The organism is Roseovarius sp. JB2-10, from assembly GCF_055693585.1.
Genome location: NZ_CM146337.1, coordinates 503823 through 519762 on the forward strand (window position 1 = coordinate 503823; position 15940 = coordinate 519762).

Genomic DNA, 15940 nt, shown 5'->3' on the forward strand with positions numbered 1-15940 from the left:
CTAGCTATCCGGTTTCGCGGAGGGATCGATGGGGCTTGCGGGGTTAGGGTCTGCCAGCAGCACGTTTTCCGAATTTTCCGGAACAGCGCGCGAAACAGGATCCGTCCAGTTGCTGACAATATCGCGCAATTTATCGACGATGTTATCCGTCCGGGCACGCTCCATGGCAGCTTCTGCGATCCTGCGGGCAGACTGAAGGTTGTCCGACAGATCCGCCCGTTCGCTGCGCGCCAGAACAACGCTTTCCTTCGTTGCCGAAACGGGCTACTCGGTTGAACGTGGCTGCTCAGCCTGAGAAGGACCGTTCGCCCCTGTGCTTTGCTGGGTTTCCGACGTGGAACCCTGTTGAGAAGCACTGGTTCCTTGAGTATTTTCCGTCTGACCTGAATTCTGTGTAGAATCCGTGTTTTGTTGCTGTTGCAGTGGTATGACACTGCTGATACCGCCGATTGCCGTCATGGCTGCTCCAATTCGTCATTGATCATTCGATCTGAAGCCCGTCACCCAAAGGCACAGCTAACAGCCAAGTCTTTTTATTTAAACCAAAACTTAAGACTTTAGTTACGAAACGGTTAACAAAGCCGGTGGCATGTCACGGGGTCAGCAGACGAGTAAAAAGCGCATCCAAATGAGCGTGTGCGCTATCGTCGCGACCGGCATCTGCGTCTGGCATCAACGCCTGCACCTGTGCATCAAAATCAGCGTAGTGCTGTGTGGTCGCCCAGATCGAAAAGATCAAATGGCGCGGGTCAACAGGTGCCAGTTTCCCGGCATCGATCCAGCCTTGGACCACCTTGGCTTTTTCATCCACCAACGGCTTCAGACCGGTTTCCAGATGGGGGCCCATGCGCGGCGCACCTTGCAGAATTTCAATGGCAAAAAGGCGGCTTTCGCGCGGGAACTCATAACTCATTTCCAGTTTGCGCCGCACATATCGCAGGATTTCGTCCAAGGGATCCCCACCGGGATCGATCTGGCGCATCGGATCGAGCCACGTATCCATCAGCTGGTTCAGCAGCGTGACATGAATGTCTTCCTTGCCGTCAAAATAGTAGAGGATGTTGGGCTTGCTCAGCCCCGCCTCGCGGGCAATCTGATCCAGCGTTGTGCCCCGAAACCCGTGTTGTGAGAATACCTCAAGTGCTGCGTCCAGAATGACACTCCGATTGCGCTGCTGGATCCGGCTGGGTTTTTTGGGCGCAAGGGCATCGGTCATCACATCACTCGGGTACGTGTAAGACGGTGGTTTGGCACATCATGCGCCATTTCCAGCGCCGGGAAAAGCCCATGCCTTGACACCAAGCTCACCCCTTGGCGCCAATCCCCGTGAGAATGATCGATTTGACCGAGGCCTTGGCGGCATCCCATTGCGCATCCGACAAAGGCTCCCCGCCATTCAGGGTTTCGATCTGGTGCCCGAAATCGGCGTAATGCTGCGTGGTGGCCCAGAGCATGTAGAGCAGATGACGCGGGTCAATTTCATCCATCTGACCTTCGTCAATCCAACGCCGGATCACGGCCATCCGCCCTTCGGTCCATTCCACCAGCGTGGTTTCCAGATAGTCCTGAATAACCGGTGCGCGATGCATGACCTCGGACGCCCACACTTTGGACCCGGCAGGATGACGGCGGCTGATTTCCATCTTGGCATCGATATAGGCGCCGATTCCCTCCACAGGGCCAGGGGCATCGTCAAAGATGTCGGCCGCCTGCAGCCAGACCTGAAAGATTTTCTGCACAACCTGACGATAGAGCGCTTCTTTCGTGGGAAAATAATAGTGCAGATTGGCCTTGGGAAGCCCCGCCAGATCGGCGATCAATTGCATTGTCGCCCCGCCAAACCCCGCCTCCGCAAAGACTTTTTCCGCCGCCTCAAGAATGACCCTCTCATTCTCTTGCCGGATTTCCTTTTTGCTGAGCGGGCGTGCAGTTGGCGACATCTTTGGGCAGGTCCAGAAATTTCTTGACCGGTTGGTCAGGATATGGTGCTCTCATCTTGACCATACGGTCAGGATGCTACCGATTGCAAGAGGGCCGCCAGACGCCCCGCCATAGGGAGAGAGACATGACAGCGCCCGGACAAAACCTCAAAATCAACGGTGAGCGCCTGTGGGACAGTCTGATGGAGATGGCCAAGATCGGACCGGGCGTCGCGGGTGGCAACAACCGCCAAACCGTCACCGACGAAGACGGTGAAGGCCGTGCACTTTTCCAATCCTGGTGCGAAGCGGCGGGCATGACAATGGGCCTCGATACCATGGGCAACATGTTCGCGCGGCGGGAGGGGACCGACCCGGGCGCACTCCCCGTCTATGTCGGTTCCCACCTGGATACACAGCCCACGGGTGGCAAGTATGATGGCGTTCTGGGCGTACTGGCCGGGCTTGAACTGATCCGCACGCTGAATGACCTCGACATCAAGACCAAACACCCCATCGTCGTGACCAACTGGACCAACGAGGAAGGCACACGGTTTGCCCCCGCGATGCTGGCGTCGGGCGTGTTCGCGGGCATCCACGAAGAAGACTGGGCCTATGATCGCGAGGACGCCGAAGGCAAGAAGTTTGGTGATGAATTGAAACGCATCGGGTGGCGCGGCGACGAGCCGGTTGGACAACGCAAGATGCACGCGTTTTTTGAATTGCACATCGAACAGGGTCCGATTCTGGAGGCCGAAGAAAAAGATATCGGCGTCGTGACCCACGGTCAGGGGCTCAGTTGGACGCAAGTCACCATTACCGGCAAGGACAGCCATACTGGTTCAACCCCGATGCCGATGCGCAAGAATGCTGGCCTCGCCATGGCGCGGGTGCTGGAGAAGGTTGAGGAGATCGCCCTATCCCACGCGCCCGACGCGGTGGGGGCTGCCGGGCATATCGACATCTACCCCAACTCACGCAACGTGATCCCCGGCAAGGCCGTGTTCACCGTCGATTTCCGCTCGCCCAATCTGGACGTGATCAACGACATGGTCGCTCGGATGAAAACCGCCGCAACCGAGATTTGTGATGACATGGGCCTGAGTGTGGAATTCGAAGTCGCAGGCGGATTTGACCCGGTGACCTTTGACGAAGCCTGCGTAACAGCGGTCCGCAATGCCGCAGAACGCCTTGGCTACTCGCACCGCAACCTGATCTCCGGCGCGGGCCACGACGCCTGCTGGATCAACCGCGTCGCCCCGACGGCGATGGTCATGTGCCCCTGCGTCGATGGTCTGAGCCACAACGAGGCTGAGGAGATTTCAAAAGAGTGGGCAACGGCGGGTACGGACGTGCTAATGCACGCAGTGGTCGAAACGGCGGAGATTGTGGAGTGAGAAGAGAAGTTTAGATGGGCAAATGGCTACTCGTAATAGCTTGCGTAGCTGCTGCTTATTGGTTTTGGCCGAGGTCGCAAATATGGACTGGAGTGTTTTATCCAGATCGTGCTGATTTAACTGTGCACGAAATCGTTGGAACATTCGAGGGCTTAGATATCTGCAGAAACTTCATCATTGGCAAAATCGACGGGTTATCGGATCCATCCAAACCTGATTGGGAATGCGGACTAAACTGCAAACCGTATAGAGGCGACTCCGATATGTTAATTTGCGAACGAACGGAAAGGTGAACACAATGACCACCAAAGTCATCAAGAACGGCACCGTCTGCACGGCGGATCGCACGTGGAAGGCCGATGTTCTGATCGAGGGTGAGACGATCAAGCAGATCGGCGAGGACCTCAAGGGCGATGAATTTATCGATGCCGAGGGCGCCTACGTGATCCCCGGCGGCATCGACCCGCACACGCATCTGGAAATGCCTTTCATGGGCACCACGGCTGCCGAAACGTTTGAGACGGGCACATGGGCCGCGGCCTGTGGCGGCACGACAATGCTGGTGGACTTTTGCCTGCCGGGCGCGGACGGTTCGATCAAGAACGCGATCAACGAATGGCACCGCAAATCCGCCCCGCAGATCTGCGCCGATATCGGCTATCACATGGCGATCACCGGCTGGAACGAGAGCATTTTCAACGAGATGAAAGATGCCGTCGACATGGGCGTCAACTCGTTCAAGCATTTCATGGCCTACAAGGGCGCGCTGATGATCGAGGATGACGAGATGTTCGCCTCCTTCAAGCGTTGTGCCGAGCTGGGTGCGCTGCCGATGGTGCATGCCGAGAACGGCGACCTGGTGGCGGAGCTGCAGGAAAAGTATTTCAATCAAGGGATTACCGGCCCCGAAGGCCACGCCTATTCCCGTCCACCTGAATTGGAAGGTGAGGCCGCGAACCGTGCCATCACCATCGCCGACACCGCCGGGGTGCCGCTTTATATCGTGCACGTGAGTTGTGAGCAGGCGCATGAGGCGATCCGGCGCGCGCGCCAGAAAGGCATGCGGGTCTATGGCGAGCCGCTGGTGCAGTTCCTGACGCTGGACGAATCCGAGTATTTCGACAAGGATTGGGACCATGCCGCGCGCCGCGTGATGTCGCCCCCTTCCGCTCCAAAGATCATCAGGACAGCCTCTGGGCGGGTCTTCAGGCCGGGTCATTGCAGGTGGTTGCCACCGATCACGCAGCCTTTAATACCGAACAGAAACGCGCAGGCCGCGAGGATTTCCGCATCATCCCGAATGGCTCCAACGGGCTGGAAGAGCGCCTGCCCGTGCTCTGGACGCACGGCGTGGAGACCGGCCGCCTTACGCCCAACGAGTTCGTCGCGGCGACCAGCACGAACGTGGCCAAGATCCTGAACATCTACCCGAAAAAGGGTGCCATCGTCGAAGGGGCGGATGCGGATATCGTCGTGTGGGATCCGAAAATCACCAAAACGATTTCTCCGGCCAACCATCACTCGATCCTCGACTACAATGTTTTCGAGGGGTTCGAGGTCACGGCCAACTCGCGCTATACGATCTCGCGTGGCGAAGTCATCTGGGCCTGGGGCCAGAACTCGCAGCCGCAACCCGGCCGCGGCCGTTTCGTTCCCCGCCCCGCCTTCCCGTCGGCCCATGAAGCTCTGAGCAAATGGAAAGCGCTCACCGCCCCCAAAATGATCGAACGCGATCCCCTGAATATCCCATCGGGGATCTGAGAAGAAAGCCAGCCACTTGAGCGAGCAAACAGTCATTCATGCTGAAAGCCTCAGCCTGACATTCCAGACAAATGACGGCCCGGTGCATGCGTTGAAAGACGTAAATCTTGACGTGCAGAAGGGCGATTTTGTCAGCTTCATCGGACCCTCAGGCTGTGGGAAAACCACGTTTCTGAGGGTCATGGCCGATCTGGAGCAACCCACGTCGGGCACGATATCCGTCAACGGTGTCAGCCCTGCGGATGCGCGCGCTGCCCGTGCCTATGGCTATGTCTTTCAGGCGGCTGGGTTATATCCCTGGCGGACGATTGGGGGCAATATCCGCCTGCCGCTTGAGATTATGGGATACGATAAATCTGATCAGGACGCGCGGGTTCAAAAAGTATTGGAGCTGGTCGAACTGGCCGGGTTTGAAAAGAAGTTCCCCTGGCAGCTTTCAGGCGGGATGCAGCAGCGCGCCTCAATCGCGCGGGCGCTGGCCTTCGATGCGGACCTTTTGTTGATGGACGAACCCTTTGGTGCGCTGGATGAGATCGTGCGCGACCACCTGAACGAGCAATTGCTGCACCTTTGGGACACGACGCACAAGACGATCTGCTTCGTCACCCACTCGATCCCCGAGGCGGTCTACCTCAGCACCAAGATCGTCGTGATGTCGCCCCGACCCGGTCGTATCACGGACGTGATCGAAAGCACCCTGCCCCGCGAACGGCCGTTGGAAATCAGGGACACACCGGAGTTTATCGAAATCGCCCATCGCGTTCGTGATGGCCTGCGTGCGGGGCATGGCGATGATGTCTGACCCGCATATGGCGTTTGGCGCATGAGGTCGGTCTTGCCCATCCTGACGGTGGTCGGTGCGATCATCCTGCTCTGGTACGGGGCGGCCATTCAACTCAACAAACCCTGGGCGCTCGACAAGGCAAAACGGGCGGGCGTTGAACTGAGCTTCAATGAATTGGTCGCGGACACCTGGAGCCAGAAGAAACCCAAACTGCCCGTGCCGCATCAGGTTGGCGAAGAAATCTGGAAAACCACTGGCGAGATGGTCGCCAAGGGGCGCGCCTTTTCCAAACGGTCACTGATCTATCATAGCTGGGTCACGTTCAGTTCCACCATGCTAGGGTTCCTGTTTGGCACCGCTCTGGGCATCGCGTTGGCGGTTGGCATTGTCTACAATCGCACGATGGATATGAGCGTGATGCCCTGGGTCATTGCGAGCCAGACCATTCCAATCCTCGCCATCGCCCCGATGATCATTGTGGTGCTGAACGCGGTAGGCATCTCAGGGCTTCTGCCCAAGGCAATGATCTCGATGTATCTGTCGTTTTTCCCGGTCGTCGTCGGCATGGTCAAAGGACTACGTAGTCCAAGTGCGATGCAGATGGACCAGATGCGCACATGGAATGCGAGCCCCAGTCAGACGTTCTGGCGGCTGCGCCTGCCCTCATCAATGCCCTACCTCTTCACTTCGCTCAAAATCGCCATGGCGGCGAGCCTGGTGGGGGCCATTGTGGGTGAGCTACCGACCGGCGCTGTTGCGGGCCTTGGTGCGCGCCTTTTGGCGGGCAGCTATTATGGTCAGACCATCCAGATCTGGAGCGCGCTTATCATGGCTGCCACTTTGGCTGCGGTCCTTGTCGGTCTCATCGGCCTGCTGCAACGGTTCACGCTGAAACGCATGGGGATGGCGACATGAGTTGGCTGTTCATCGGCATAATCGTCTGGATCGGTGGCTGGTGGCTCAATGCCCGGCTGTCGCATCAGGAGCGCACACCTTTCACCCGTCTAGCCGTGCCGGTCATTTTTGGCATCACGATCATTGTGGTCTGGGAATGCGTCGTGCGCGGGTTCGAAATTTCACCCGTGTTGCTGCCCGCCCCGACACAGATTGCCCAGACCTTTGCCGCCTCCACCGCAATTCTATGGGAAGATTTTGTGCAAACCGTGCTCAAAGGCGCGCTCTCCGGATATGTCATCGGCTGCGGCAGCGCCTTCCTGATCGCGGTTGCCATCGACCGCTTCCCGTTCCTGCAACGTGGCCTTTTGCCGGTGGGTAACTTCGTGGCGGCCTTGCCGATCATCGGGATGGCGCCCATTCTGGTGATGTGGTTCGGGTTCGACTGGCAATCCAAAGCCGCTGTGGTGGTCGTCATGGTGTTCTTCCCAATGCTGGTGAACACCGTGCAGGGCCTGCAGGACACCGACGCCATGCAGCACGATTTGATGCGGACCTACGCGGCAGGCTATTGGAAGACGCTTCTGAAACTGCGCCTGCCCGCAGCGATGCCTTTCATCTTCAACGGCCTCAAGATCGGCACCACGCTGGCGCTGATCGGGGCCATCGTGGCCGAATTCTTCGGCTCGCCCGTGCGCGGCATGGGCTTTCGAATTTCCACGTCAGTTGGCCAATTGGCGATGGATCTGGTCTGGGCAGAAATCGTCGTAGCGGCGATAGTTGGCTCAGGCTTTTATGGCGCAGTTGCTCTATTGGAACGCTCCATGACATTCTGGCACCCGTCTCAGCGGGGCTCATAACAAAAAGAATCCAATTCAAGGGAGATTACGGATGAATACTCTGACAAAAACAATTGGCGTTGCAGCCATAGGCGCTTGGGCCGCTTTCGGTACAACCGCCGCGCACGCAGCGGATGATGTGACGCTTCAACTCAAATGGGTCACCCAAGCACAGTTCGCCGGATACTACGTGGCGCAAGACCAGGGCTTCTACGAAGAAGAGGGACTGAACGTCACTATCAAACCCGGTGGGCCAGATATTGCACCCGCACAGGTGATCGCGGGTGGGGGCGCGGATGTCGTGCTTGACTGGATGCCCTCTGCGCTGGCCAGCCGTGAAAAAGGTCTGGCACTGGTGAACATCGCTCAGCCCTTCAAAAGCTCGGGTATGATGCTGACCTGCCGCAAGGATGCGGGCATTGAAAGCCCCGAGGATTTCCGCGGGAAAACGCTTGGCGTCTGGTTCTTTGGCAATGAATACCCTTTCCTGAGCTGGATGAGCCAGTTGGGCATTCCCACCGATGGCAGTGATGATGGCGTGACGGTTCTGAAACAGGGCTTCAATGTCGATCCGATCCTGCAGGGCCAGGCGGCTTGTGTGTCGACCATGACTTACAACGAATACTGGCAGATCATTGATGCAGGCCTCACGCCAGATGATCTGGTGGTGTTCAAATACGAGGATCAGGGTGTCGCGACGCTGGAAGATGGCATGTACGTGCTTGAAGAAAACCTGAGCGATCCGGCATTTGAAGACAAGATGGTGCGGTTTGTCCGCGCGTCGATGAAGGGCTGGAAATGGGCCGAAGAGAACCCGGACGAAGCCGCGTTGATCGTGTTGGACAATGATGCATCAGGTGCCCAAACCGAAGAACATCAGACCCGGATGATGGGCGAGATTGCCAAGCTGACCGCAGGTTCGAACGGCGCGCTGGACCCTGCCGATTTCGAGCGCACAGTGCAATCCTTGCTCTCGGGTGGCTCGGATCCGGTCATCACCGCAAACCCGGGTGAGGCCGCATGGACGCATGCGATTACCGATAAAGCACTGAACTGAATTAGTGCCAAAATTCAGAAAAGGGCGTCCATCAGGGCGCCCTTTTACTTGACCAAGCGGCGCAGCTCGATGCCGCATAGGTATTACCCTTGGAGCGAATGCCCTACCAAAACTTCAAGCATCAGACGAAATCCGCTGGTTGTTGCCGCCACGATGATCGCCACAAGATATAGTCACGCGCCAAAACAACTGCAGATAATTCATTGGGAATGAACGCTTTATTTACCAAGATCTCTATGATAGCGTTACGACATAAAAGAAAAAGCCAGTCGGAAAACCGGCGGCATGAGGCAGAAAAGAGTAGTTCCATGAAGGCGCGGAGCAGGCAACCGATCCGTTGGGGTCTGGTGGCGTTGGCCACTATCTGGATGTTAATCGTCGTACCGTTAAGCGCGGTCGCTGCACCTTACGCAGCGATGGTAATGGATGCGCGGTCTGGCAAAGTTGTGCATTCTCGCAACGCAGACACACGATTGCACCCGGCATCCCTAACCAAAATGATGACTTTGTACATCGTGTTTGAGGCTGTCGAAAACGGCGAAATCAGCCTCGACACCAAGGTGCGCATTTCAAAACATGCCGCCAGTGAACCCCCCAGCAAACTGGGTCTCAAGGCCGGCCAGCGCATCGCATTGCGGTATCTGATCCGGGCAGCGGCTGTAAAATCAGCCAACGACGCCTCGACCGCATTGGCAGAAGCAATCGAAGGCTCGGAAGCGCGGTTTGCCAGACGTATGAACCGCACCGCCAAAGCCCTGGGCATGACACGAACCACCTTTAAAAACGCACATGGCCTGACGGAATCGGGCCATCTGTCGACGGCTCGCGACATGACCGTTTTGGGACGGCACCTGTTTTACGACTACCCGGACTATTACAATCTGTTTTCGCGCATGACCGCCGATGCGGGCGTCAAAACCGTCTATCACACGAACCGCAAATTGCTCGGCAGCTACCGCGGCGCTGACGGGATCAAAACCGGCTACACCCGTGCTGCGGGCTACAACCTTGTAGCTAGCGCAGAGCGCGGACGCGAGCGGGTGATTGCCACCGTTTTCGGCGGGCGCTCAACCCGTACTCGCAACGCCCGTGTGGCGGAGCTGCTGGACTTGGGCTTCAAACGCTCCCCCACACGCGTGGCCGTACATCGCCCCGCAAAACCGGCCTACTATGGCAAGGTCAGAGGCACGTCAGTCGCGCAGGCGCAGCCCGGCGCGGTGGGCAAGACCGTCCGCCTTGCGGCCGCCGCTGCGGTCAAGAAAAGCTTGCGTCCTACCTTGCGGCCACGTCCCGCAAATACGCCTATTCTGGTCGCCGCCAAAGCCGATATCGACAAAGCCGTTCTTGCCGCGCAAGGAATTGGTGCAGCCAACGGCGCACCTGAAAAGGCAACGGGGGCCGCAGCCGCAACGATTCGCATGGTCAAACCAACCGCGCGGCCGAAATCCATCGTGAATGCCGCAGCAGAACCGGTTGATCCCATTCAGGAGGTTGTGACCCGCGTTTCAACCTCCGGTGGTCGCCATTGGGGCATCAACATCGGTCGGTACCCGAGCCAGTATAAAGCACGCAAAGTGCTGCTGCAGACTGCTCTCAATGAAATGAGCACGCTTGATGGCAGCCTGCGCAAAGTGGTTGAAAGATCCAACGGGTACGATGCGAATTTCATGGGTATGACCCGTGATACAGCCGATCTGGCCTGTCGTCGCCTTCAGGCCAAACAGGTCTCGTGCTTTATGATTGGCCCAAGCTGACGGCCACCTTTTCTACCAGCTAATCATGCGCCCCAATGCCTTCAGGTTTTGGGGTGGTCATCATATGCGTCGCTCAGGATGCGGCGGCTGTCGCCTTCCGGGTCGTCATATTGGCGGGACTGCACGGTGTAGACAAACGCGACCAGGCCCACACCTCCAAGCAAAAGCGAAATTGGGATCAAATACGCCAGGACATTCATTTGCGATCTCCCAGTCTCAGCGCGTTAAGGGATACTGTGATCGAACTGCTCGACATGGCCAAAGCCGCAATCAACGGGGTCGCGAAACCCGCAATTGCCAGCGGCACTGCGACCAGGTTATAAAATGTTGCGATGCGAAAATTCTGGCGAATGCGCCGGATTGCGATCCGGGCCGTGCCACAGGCCGCAACAATCGGGCTCAGGTCTTTCCCCAGCAAAACGATATCGCTGGCCACGCGTGCGGCATCCAGCGCAGAAGCGGGGAAATGGAGACGTGGGCCGCTCTGAGCGCCGCTGTGTCATTGAGGCCATCCCCAACCATCAGCACCTTGGCACCCGCCTCTGACAGCGCGTTTACACGCTCCAGTTTCTCTGTCGGTAGCGCTTCGGCCACCCAGTTTTCGATCCCCAAACGGTCTGCGATATCCGCCACGGCCCGGGTCGCATCGCCCGAAATCAGATGAACTGTCTTACCGCTCTCCTGCAACATCCGGACAGTGTGCTCTGCACCTTCTCTCAACCCGTCTTCGAAGGTAAAGGTCAACGCAGTGTCGTCACCAATCCGCAGATAGGTCGCCGTGACTTGCGCACTTGCGACACCCGTCCAGCACGCCCGACCAAGACGGACCTCTTGACCATTCCAAACCCCTTTCGTGCCATACCCGGGCACTTCGGCGCACTCATCGACCACATACGGGACCAGGCCCGCTTCATCAGCAGCCTTGGCAATTGCCTGGGCCAGGGGATGCGACGATGCCTGCGCCAATCCCGCGGCCAATTGAATGGCTGTTTCTGGCAGCTGGTCAAAATTGGTCAGTCGGGGTGTACCCGCCGTCAATGTCCCGGTTTTGTCGAACACCACCGTATCGACACCTGCCAGTCGCTCCAGCGCCGTGGCATCTTTGATCAACAAACCCCGGCGAAACAGCTTTCCGGACGCGGCGGTTGTGACCGCTGGTACCGCCAATCCCAACGCACAGGGGCACGTGATGATCAATACAGCCGCTGCGATGTTGAGCGCCGTGCGGACATCCTGACTGTAGAGATACCATCCAACAAAACTGAGCGCGGACAGAACATGCACGCCGGGTGCATAGAGTTTGGCCGCCGCATCCGCCAGCGACGTGTAACGCGCCCGCCCAGATTCCGCGACGGCCACCAGATCGGCAAGCTGATGAAGCGATGTGTCGGCGCCAACGGCGGTTGTCTTGATGGTCAGCGGGCCGGTCAAATTCACCTCACCCGCTGAAACAGCCTGCCCGGGTTCGGCAAGAACCGGCAAGGCTTCACCCGTCAAAAGGGATCGATCCAGCTCTGAACGGCCTTCGATGATCTGGCCGTCGACAGGCATCCGCCCACCCGGACGCACCCGGACCAGATCACCCACAGCCAGCTCAGCGATGGCAACTTCTTCCTCCGCACCATCGTTCAACCGGATCGCACGCGGCACCTCCAGTGCCGATAGCTCTTCGGCCGCGGATCGGGCAATTGCCCGGGTTCTGTGATCCAGATATCGCCCGGCCAACAAAAAGAAGGTGAGAGTGAGTGCGGCGTCGAAATAGGCATGCTCCCCCGACAAGGATGTTTCCCAAAGCGATGTGACCACAGCCAGCAAAATCGCCAGCGAAATGGGCACATCCATGTTCAACCGACCACGTGACAGCGCGGCCCAGGCATTGCGAAAGAAAGGCTGCGCGGAAAATGCAATTGTCGGAACGGTAATGATCGCCGAGATCCAGTGGAAGAGGTCCCGTGTGACCGCCTCGGCGCCTGACCAGACAGCGACAGACAGAAGCATGACATTCATCGCCGCAAATCCGGACACAGCCAACCGCATCAAAAGATCGCGCCCGGCTGTATCGGTGCCCGTGCCTCGCAACGCGCCGGCATCGAGTTCAAAGGCGTCATAGCCCAATCCCTCGATCAGCTTTATCGCGTCTTCTGCGGTCAACACCGCTTCCGCCGAAATTTTAACGCGCTTCATGGTCAGGTTGACCCGCGCAGATATCACCAGAGGATGGGCCTCCAATGCGTTTTCGACCTTGGACAAACATGCGGCACAATGAATCGTTGGCAACGACAAGATGATCTGTGCCGGAGCATTGTCATCGTGCTGTGCCAAAGACTGTGCTGCCGGAGCCGCAGAACAGGCCGGGCAGGCCGAAAGGGAGGGACGCAAAACCGCAGTCATTTTTTGTGCATCACGACACGTTGCGTGAACTCGGTACCGTCCTGTGCAACGGCACGCAGTCGGATGTTCCAATTGCCGCTTCCGGCCTCAACCTGTGCGATATAAACCGCGCCTTCAAACATCAGATCAAGAGACTTGTCCTCGCTGACATGCGTCGCCCGGCCCAACGTGGCATCCAATGTGGCAACCCGCACCGGCGCACCGTCACGGTCTGTTATGGCCAGATGCAGAACACTGTCGTCGTGATCTGCCCGAATGGTCCAACCTAACCGTTCCTGCGCCGCTTTTCGCGCGTCAAAGCTCTGACTGGCCACATATGAATTCTTCACTTCCAACCCCGGAAAGCTCTTCACCGCATTCCAGGCCAGAACCAGATTTACGCTGATGATCAACGCAAATGCTGCGCTGAAACCCATAAGCACTTGTCGACCGGTGATTTGCCGTTCCGCCATCACTTTCCCCTTCCATTGAATATCGTGTCCTTGAACGCGCGATCGCCGTTGACCGTGTCTTCGACCCACATGCGCACCTCCGTACGCTTGGCCAGTGCCGGTCCCGAACCGGGCGGGGCCTGAAGGTAGATGCGTTGAAGAAATGTTGTGTCCGCAGGTACTTCGACGGCACTGCCGGGCTGGCCCTCAAGTTCGATCTGAATGCTTGGATCCCCCCGCAGGGTCAGGTCAAAAACCCGGTCCGTGCCGTGTTTATTCAACAGACGCACGGAATAGGTATTACGGATCGTGCCATCAGCCATTGTCACGAAGGTCGGATTACGCACCGGCGCCACCGTCATTTCGATATCTGGACGGATAAAAAGCGCGACAAGCAGACCCAAACCGACAAGCGACCAAAGCGCCGTGTAAAGAAGCGTGCGCGGCCGCAAAATGTGTTTCAACAAAGGTTGGGGCGGTTTGCCCGTGCGTTCGTTTTGTTCGTCCGTCAGGGCCATGTAATCAATAAGCCCGCGGGGTTTGCCGATCTTGGCCATGACATCGTCGCAGGCATCGATACAAAGTGCGCAAGTGATGCACTCCATTTGCTGCCCGTCGCGAATGTCGATGCCAACCGGGCAGACGTTCACGCAGGCCATGCAGTCGATACAGTCACCCTGTGCCGCGCCAGATTTCACGGGATCAGAATTTTTGCGGGGTTCACCGCGCCATTCGCGGTACCCGACCACAAGCGTGTCTTCGTCCATCATCGCCGCCTGAATGCGCGGCCAGGGGCAGGCGTAGATACAAATCTGTTCGCGCGCAAAACCGCCAAAAAGAAAGGTGGTTCCGGTCAAAATTGCCACCGTCGCATAGGCCACGGGATGGGCGTTTAGTGTAAAAAGGTTGACCAGCAAAGTAGGTGCATCGGCAAAATAAAACACCCATGCGCCCCCTGTTGCGACGGCGATCAAAAGCCACGTGACCCATTTGGTCACGCGCAGCCGGGCTTTGCGAAAATCCCATTTCTTTTGATGGTGCAGGCGGAGCCGGGCGTTTCTGTCCCCTTCGATCCAACGTTCCACCAGAATGAAAAGGTCCGTCCAGACAGTTTGCGGGCAGGCATAACCACACCAGACCCGGCCGAGCGCCGACGTGAACAAGAAAAGCCCCAGCCCTGCCATCACCAAAAGCCCCGCCACGAAGTAGAATTCGTGGGGCCAGATTTCGATCCAGAAGAAAAAGAAGCGCCGATGCGCCAGATCGACAAGCACCGCCTGATCCGGCAAATTGGGGCCGCGATCCCACCGCAGCCATGGCGTGACATAGTAAATGCCCAAGGTGACCGCCATGATCACCCATTTCAGGTTACGGAACGGGCCGTAAACCTTCCTTGGAAATATGGGCTCACGCGGCGCGTAGAGACTTTTGGGCGCGTCGTTTGGGTTGATGGCCACGGAATCACTCCGATTTGGCTGTCCTGTTCAACGCCTTTGTGTCAGGTCCCGCGTTTCGCGACTTTGATATGGGTCAAGTTCTGCAACTGAGCCGCGTGTTCCTCGGCTCTTAAACTCCGCGATCACACTGCTTGGCCTGCTTGCGCAGCCATTTCAAAAATTTCCGAAGCGCCGGACGTTGCGCGCCCGGGCGGGTGACGATGTGATAGCCCTTCATCGCCTCGCTTTCGAACAACACGCGCAAACGCCCGGCCTTCAAATCGTTTTCGACAAAGGCCCGGACAGTAACGGCTATGCCCTGCCCATCGCGCGCGCCATCCAGAAGCAGATTTCCAGGGAGCTGGATCGAGCCCTGGCTGAGTTTTTCCAGCGTCCCGATCCCGGTCAGCCAGTTGTTGGCCTCCGATAGCCCGGCATCCAAAAGCCACGGGAAATCCACAAGATCGTCAAAGGATTTGATCTCCTCCTCTCCCACCAAACAGGGAGAGGCCACCACCACCATCTTCGACAGAAATAGCAGCTCACTCTCAAGTCGCGCCCACGCCCCGACGCCGTAGCGCAAGGCAACGTCTATTTGCCCCGTCTCCATGGGTTCGACTTTGGGTGTCGTGCTAAGGATAAGGTTGATATCCGGGTGCTCCGTATGAAAGCCACCCAGTTGCGGCATCAACCATGCCGCGGCGAGCATTGGTGTGGTCGAAATATGCAAGGGACGATCCGCATCCTGACCTGTCAGGCCATTGATCGTGGTCGCAATAACCTCAAACCCGGCACTGAGCGCGTCGGCCAGTTTCTGTCCGTCAGGTGTGAGAGCCAAACTGCGCCCGGAGCGATCGACCAGTTGAAGTCCCAAATGCGCTTCAAGTGTCTTGATCTGTTGGCTGATGGCCGCGTGGCTGACATTGAGTTTGTCGCCTGCCGCCACCGCCGATCCGGTTTCGGCCAATGCGGAAAAGGCCCTTAGCGCCGAGAGCGGTGGGATCTTGATCCAATCCATTATGTAATTTTTCCTTACATATGTGAATTTTTCCTGAGTCGCAGAATTGCAGGTTAAATGCAACATTCAATACAGAAATTCACATAACGAAAGGAAACGCCATGTTGGATATTTTCGCAAAAACTTTCAATACCGCCACACGAACCAACCCGGGAAACCATTGGGGAAGCCGCAGCCGGTTTGATGAACGGCGTGAAGCATCCATGTTTCCCCACACCGTGAAGCGCCGCGATGACTGATCCCCGATCTCGCCACGCGG

The 15940-nt window shown here is 57.7% G+C and carries 13 protein-coding genes and 2 pseudogenes; 7 read left to right on the forward strand and 8 right to left on the reverse strand.

Going from position 1 to position 15940, the window contains the following annotated elements:
* The 3 genes from ACZ1HJ_RS02470 to ACZ1HJ_RS02480 form a co-directional block, all read right to left on the reverse strand.
* Positions 1 to 165 (reverse strand): hypothetical protein, encoded by a 165-nt coding sequence (locus ACZ1HJ_RS02470; protein WP_472720785.1) that lies wholly within the window; start codon positions 163 to 165, stop codon positions 1 to 3.
* A 427-nt stretch (positions 166 to 592) separates the two neighbouring features.
* The gene (locus ACZ1HJ_RS02475) at positions 593 to 1216 is read right to left on the reverse strand and encodes a TetR family transcriptional regulator C-terminal domain-containing protein (protein ID WP_472720786.1); all 624 of its coding nucleotides are present in this window, start codon (positions 1214 to 1216) and stop codon (positions 593 to 595) included.
* 88 nt (positions 1217 to 1304) lie between these two features.
* Positions 1305 to 1940: a TetR family transcriptional regulator C-terminal domain-containing protein gene (locus ACZ1HJ_RS02480; RefSeq protein ID WP_472720787.1), complete on the reverse strand. Its 636-nt coding sequence runs from the start codon at positions 1938 to 1940 to the stop codon at positions 1305 to 1307.
* Between the two features lie 125 nt (positions 1941 to 2065).
* Here ACZ1HJ_RS02480 and ACZ1HJ_RS02485 point away from each other — a divergent pair, with 125 nt between their 5' ends.
* The 7 genes and pseudogenes from ACZ1HJ_RS02485 to ACZ1HJ_RS02515 all read left to right on the forward strand — a co-directional run bounded on the left by ACZ1HJ_RS02485 (position 2066) and on the right by ACZ1HJ_RS02515 (position 10405).
* The gene (locus tag ACZ1HJ_RS02485) at positions 2066 to 3316 is read left to right on the forward strand and encodes a Zn-dependent hydrolase (protein ID WP_472720788.1); all 1251 of its coding nucleotides are present in this window, start codon (positions 2066 to 2068) and stop codon (positions 3314 to 3316) included.
* Positions 3317 to 3614: 298 nt separating this feature from the next.
* A pseudogene (gene hydA / locus ACZ1HJ_RS02490) lies at positions 3615 to 5077 on the forward strand (dihydropyrimidinase).
* Between the two features lie 16 nt (positions 5078 to 5093).
* Positions 5094 to 5879 (forward strand): ABC transporter ATP-binding protein, encoded by a 786-nt coding sequence (locus ACZ1HJ_RS02495; RefSeq protein WP_472720789.1) that lies wholly within the window; start codon positions 5094 to 5096, stop codon positions 5877 to 5879.
* Between the two features lie 21 nt (positions 5880 to 5900).
* A complete protein-coding gene (locus ACZ1HJ_RS02500; protein WP_472720790.1) occupies positions 5901 to 6776 on the forward strand; it encodes an ABC transporter permease in 876 nt (291 codons plus the stop codon).
* Positions 6773 to 7615: an ABC transporter permease gene (locus tag ACZ1HJ_RS02505; RefSeq protein ID WP_472720791.1), complete on the forward strand. Its 843-nt coding sequence runs from the start codon at positions 6773 to 6775 to the stop codon at positions 7613 to 7615. The genes ACZ1HJ_RS02500 and ACZ1HJ_RS02505 overlap by 4 nt, the downstream gene beginning before the upstream one ends.
* A gap of 31 nt (positions 7616 to 7646) precedes the next feature.
* On the forward strand, positions 7647 to 8651 hold the full coding sequence (locus tag ACZ1HJ_RS02510; RefSeq protein ID WP_472720792.1) for an ABC transporter substrate-binding protein: 1005 nt from the start codon (positions 7647 to 7649) through the stop codon (positions 8649 to 8651).
* A gap of 308 nt (positions 8652 to 8959) precedes the next feature.
* Positions 8960 to 10405, forward strand: a complete 1446-nt coding sequence (locus ACZ1HJ_RS02515; protein WP_472720793.1) for a D-alanyl-D-alanine carboxypeptidase family protein — start codon at positions 8960 to 8962, stop codon at positions 10403 to 10405.
* Positions 10406 to 10446: 41 nt separating this feature from the next.
* Here ACZ1HJ_RS02515 and ccoS read toward each other — a convergent pair whose 3' ends face one another.
* The 5 genes and pseudogenes from ccoS to ACZ1HJ_RS02540 all read right to left on the reverse strand — a co-directional run bounded on the left by ccoS (position 10447) and on the right by ACZ1HJ_RS02540 (position 15681).
* On the reverse strand, positions 10447 to 10605 hold the full coding sequence (gene ccoS, locus ACZ1HJ_RS02520) for a cbb3-type cytochrome oxidase assembly protein CcoS (protein WP_472720794.1): 159 nt from the start codon (positions 10603 to 10605) through the stop codon (positions 10447 to 10449).
* Positions 10602 to 12796: pseudogene (locus ACZ1HJ_RS02525) on the reverse strand (heavy metal translocating P-type ATPase). Before ACZ1HJ_RS02525 ends, ccoS begins: the two are co-directional and overlap by 4 nt.
* A complete protein-coding gene (locus ACZ1HJ_RS02530; protein WP_472720795.1) occupies positions 12793 to 13248 on the reverse strand; it encodes a FixH family protein in 456 nt (151 codons plus the stop codon). Before ACZ1HJ_RS02530 ends, ACZ1HJ_RS02525 begins: the two are co-directional and overlap by 4 nt.
* On the reverse strand, positions 13248 to 14684 hold the full coding sequence (gene ccoG, locus ACZ1HJ_RS02535) for a cytochrome c oxidase accessory protein CcoG (protein ID WP_472720796.1): 1437 nt from the start codon (positions 14682 to 14684) through the stop codon (positions 13248 to 13250). Before ccoG ends, ACZ1HJ_RS02530 begins: the two co-directional genes overlap by 1 nt.
* 109 nt (positions 14685 to 14793) lie before the next feature.
* Positions 14794 to 15681, reverse strand: a complete 888-nt coding sequence (locus ACZ1HJ_RS02540; protein ID WP_472720797.1) for a LysR family transcriptional regulator — start codon at positions 15679 to 15681, stop codon at positions 14794 to 14796.
* Positions 15682 to 15940 lie beyond the last annotated feature (259 nt).

Bases quoted from the DNA above. Each gene is read 5' to 3' on its own strand.
- ACZ1HJ_RS02470 (WP_472720785.1), bottom strand. From the start codon at position 165: ATGGAGCGTGCCCGGACGGATAACATCGTCGATAAATTGCGCGATATT.
- ACZ1HJ_RS02475 (WP_472720786.1), bottom strand. From the start codon at position 1,216: ATGACCGATGCCCTTGCGCCCAAAAAACCCAGCCGGATCCAGCAGCGC.
- ACZ1HJ_RS02480 (WP_472720787.1), bottom strand. From the start codon at position 1,940: ATGTCGCCAACTGCACGCCCGCTCAGCAAAAAGGAAATCCGGCAAGAG.
- ACZ1HJ_RS02485 (WP_472720788.1), top strand. From the start codon at position 2,066: ATGACAGCGCCCGGACAAAACCTCAAAATCAACGGTGAGCGCCTGTGG.
- ACZ1HJ_RS02500 (WP_472720790.1), top strand. From the start codon at position 5,901: ATGAGGTCGGTCTTGCCCATCCTGACGGTGGTCGGTGCGATCATCCTG.
- ACZ1HJ_RS02505 (WP_472720791.1), top strand. From the start codon at position 6,773: ATGAGTTGGCTGTTCATCGGCATAATCGTCTGGATCGGTGGCTGGTGG.
- ACZ1HJ_RS02510 (WP_472720792.1), top strand. From the start codon at position 7,647: ATGAATACTCTGACAAAAACAATTGGCGTTGCAGCCATAGGCGCTTGG.
- ACZ1HJ_RS02515 (WP_472720793.1), top strand. From the start codon at position 8,960: ATGAAGGCGCGGAGCAGGCAACCGATCCGTTGGGGTCTGGTGGCGTTG.
- ccoS (WP_472720794.1), bottom strand. From the start codon at position 10,605: ATGAATGTCCTGGCGTATTTGATCCCAATTTCGCTTTTGCTTGGAGGT.
- ACZ1HJ_RS02530 (WP_472720795.1), bottom strand. From the start codon at position 13,248: ATGGCGGAACGGCAAATCACCGGTCGACAAGTGCTTATGGGTTTCAGC.
- ACZ1HJ_RS02540 (WP_472720797.1), bottom strand. From the start codon at position 15,681: ATGGATTGGATCAAGATCCCACCGCTCTCGGCGCTAAGGGCCTTTTCC.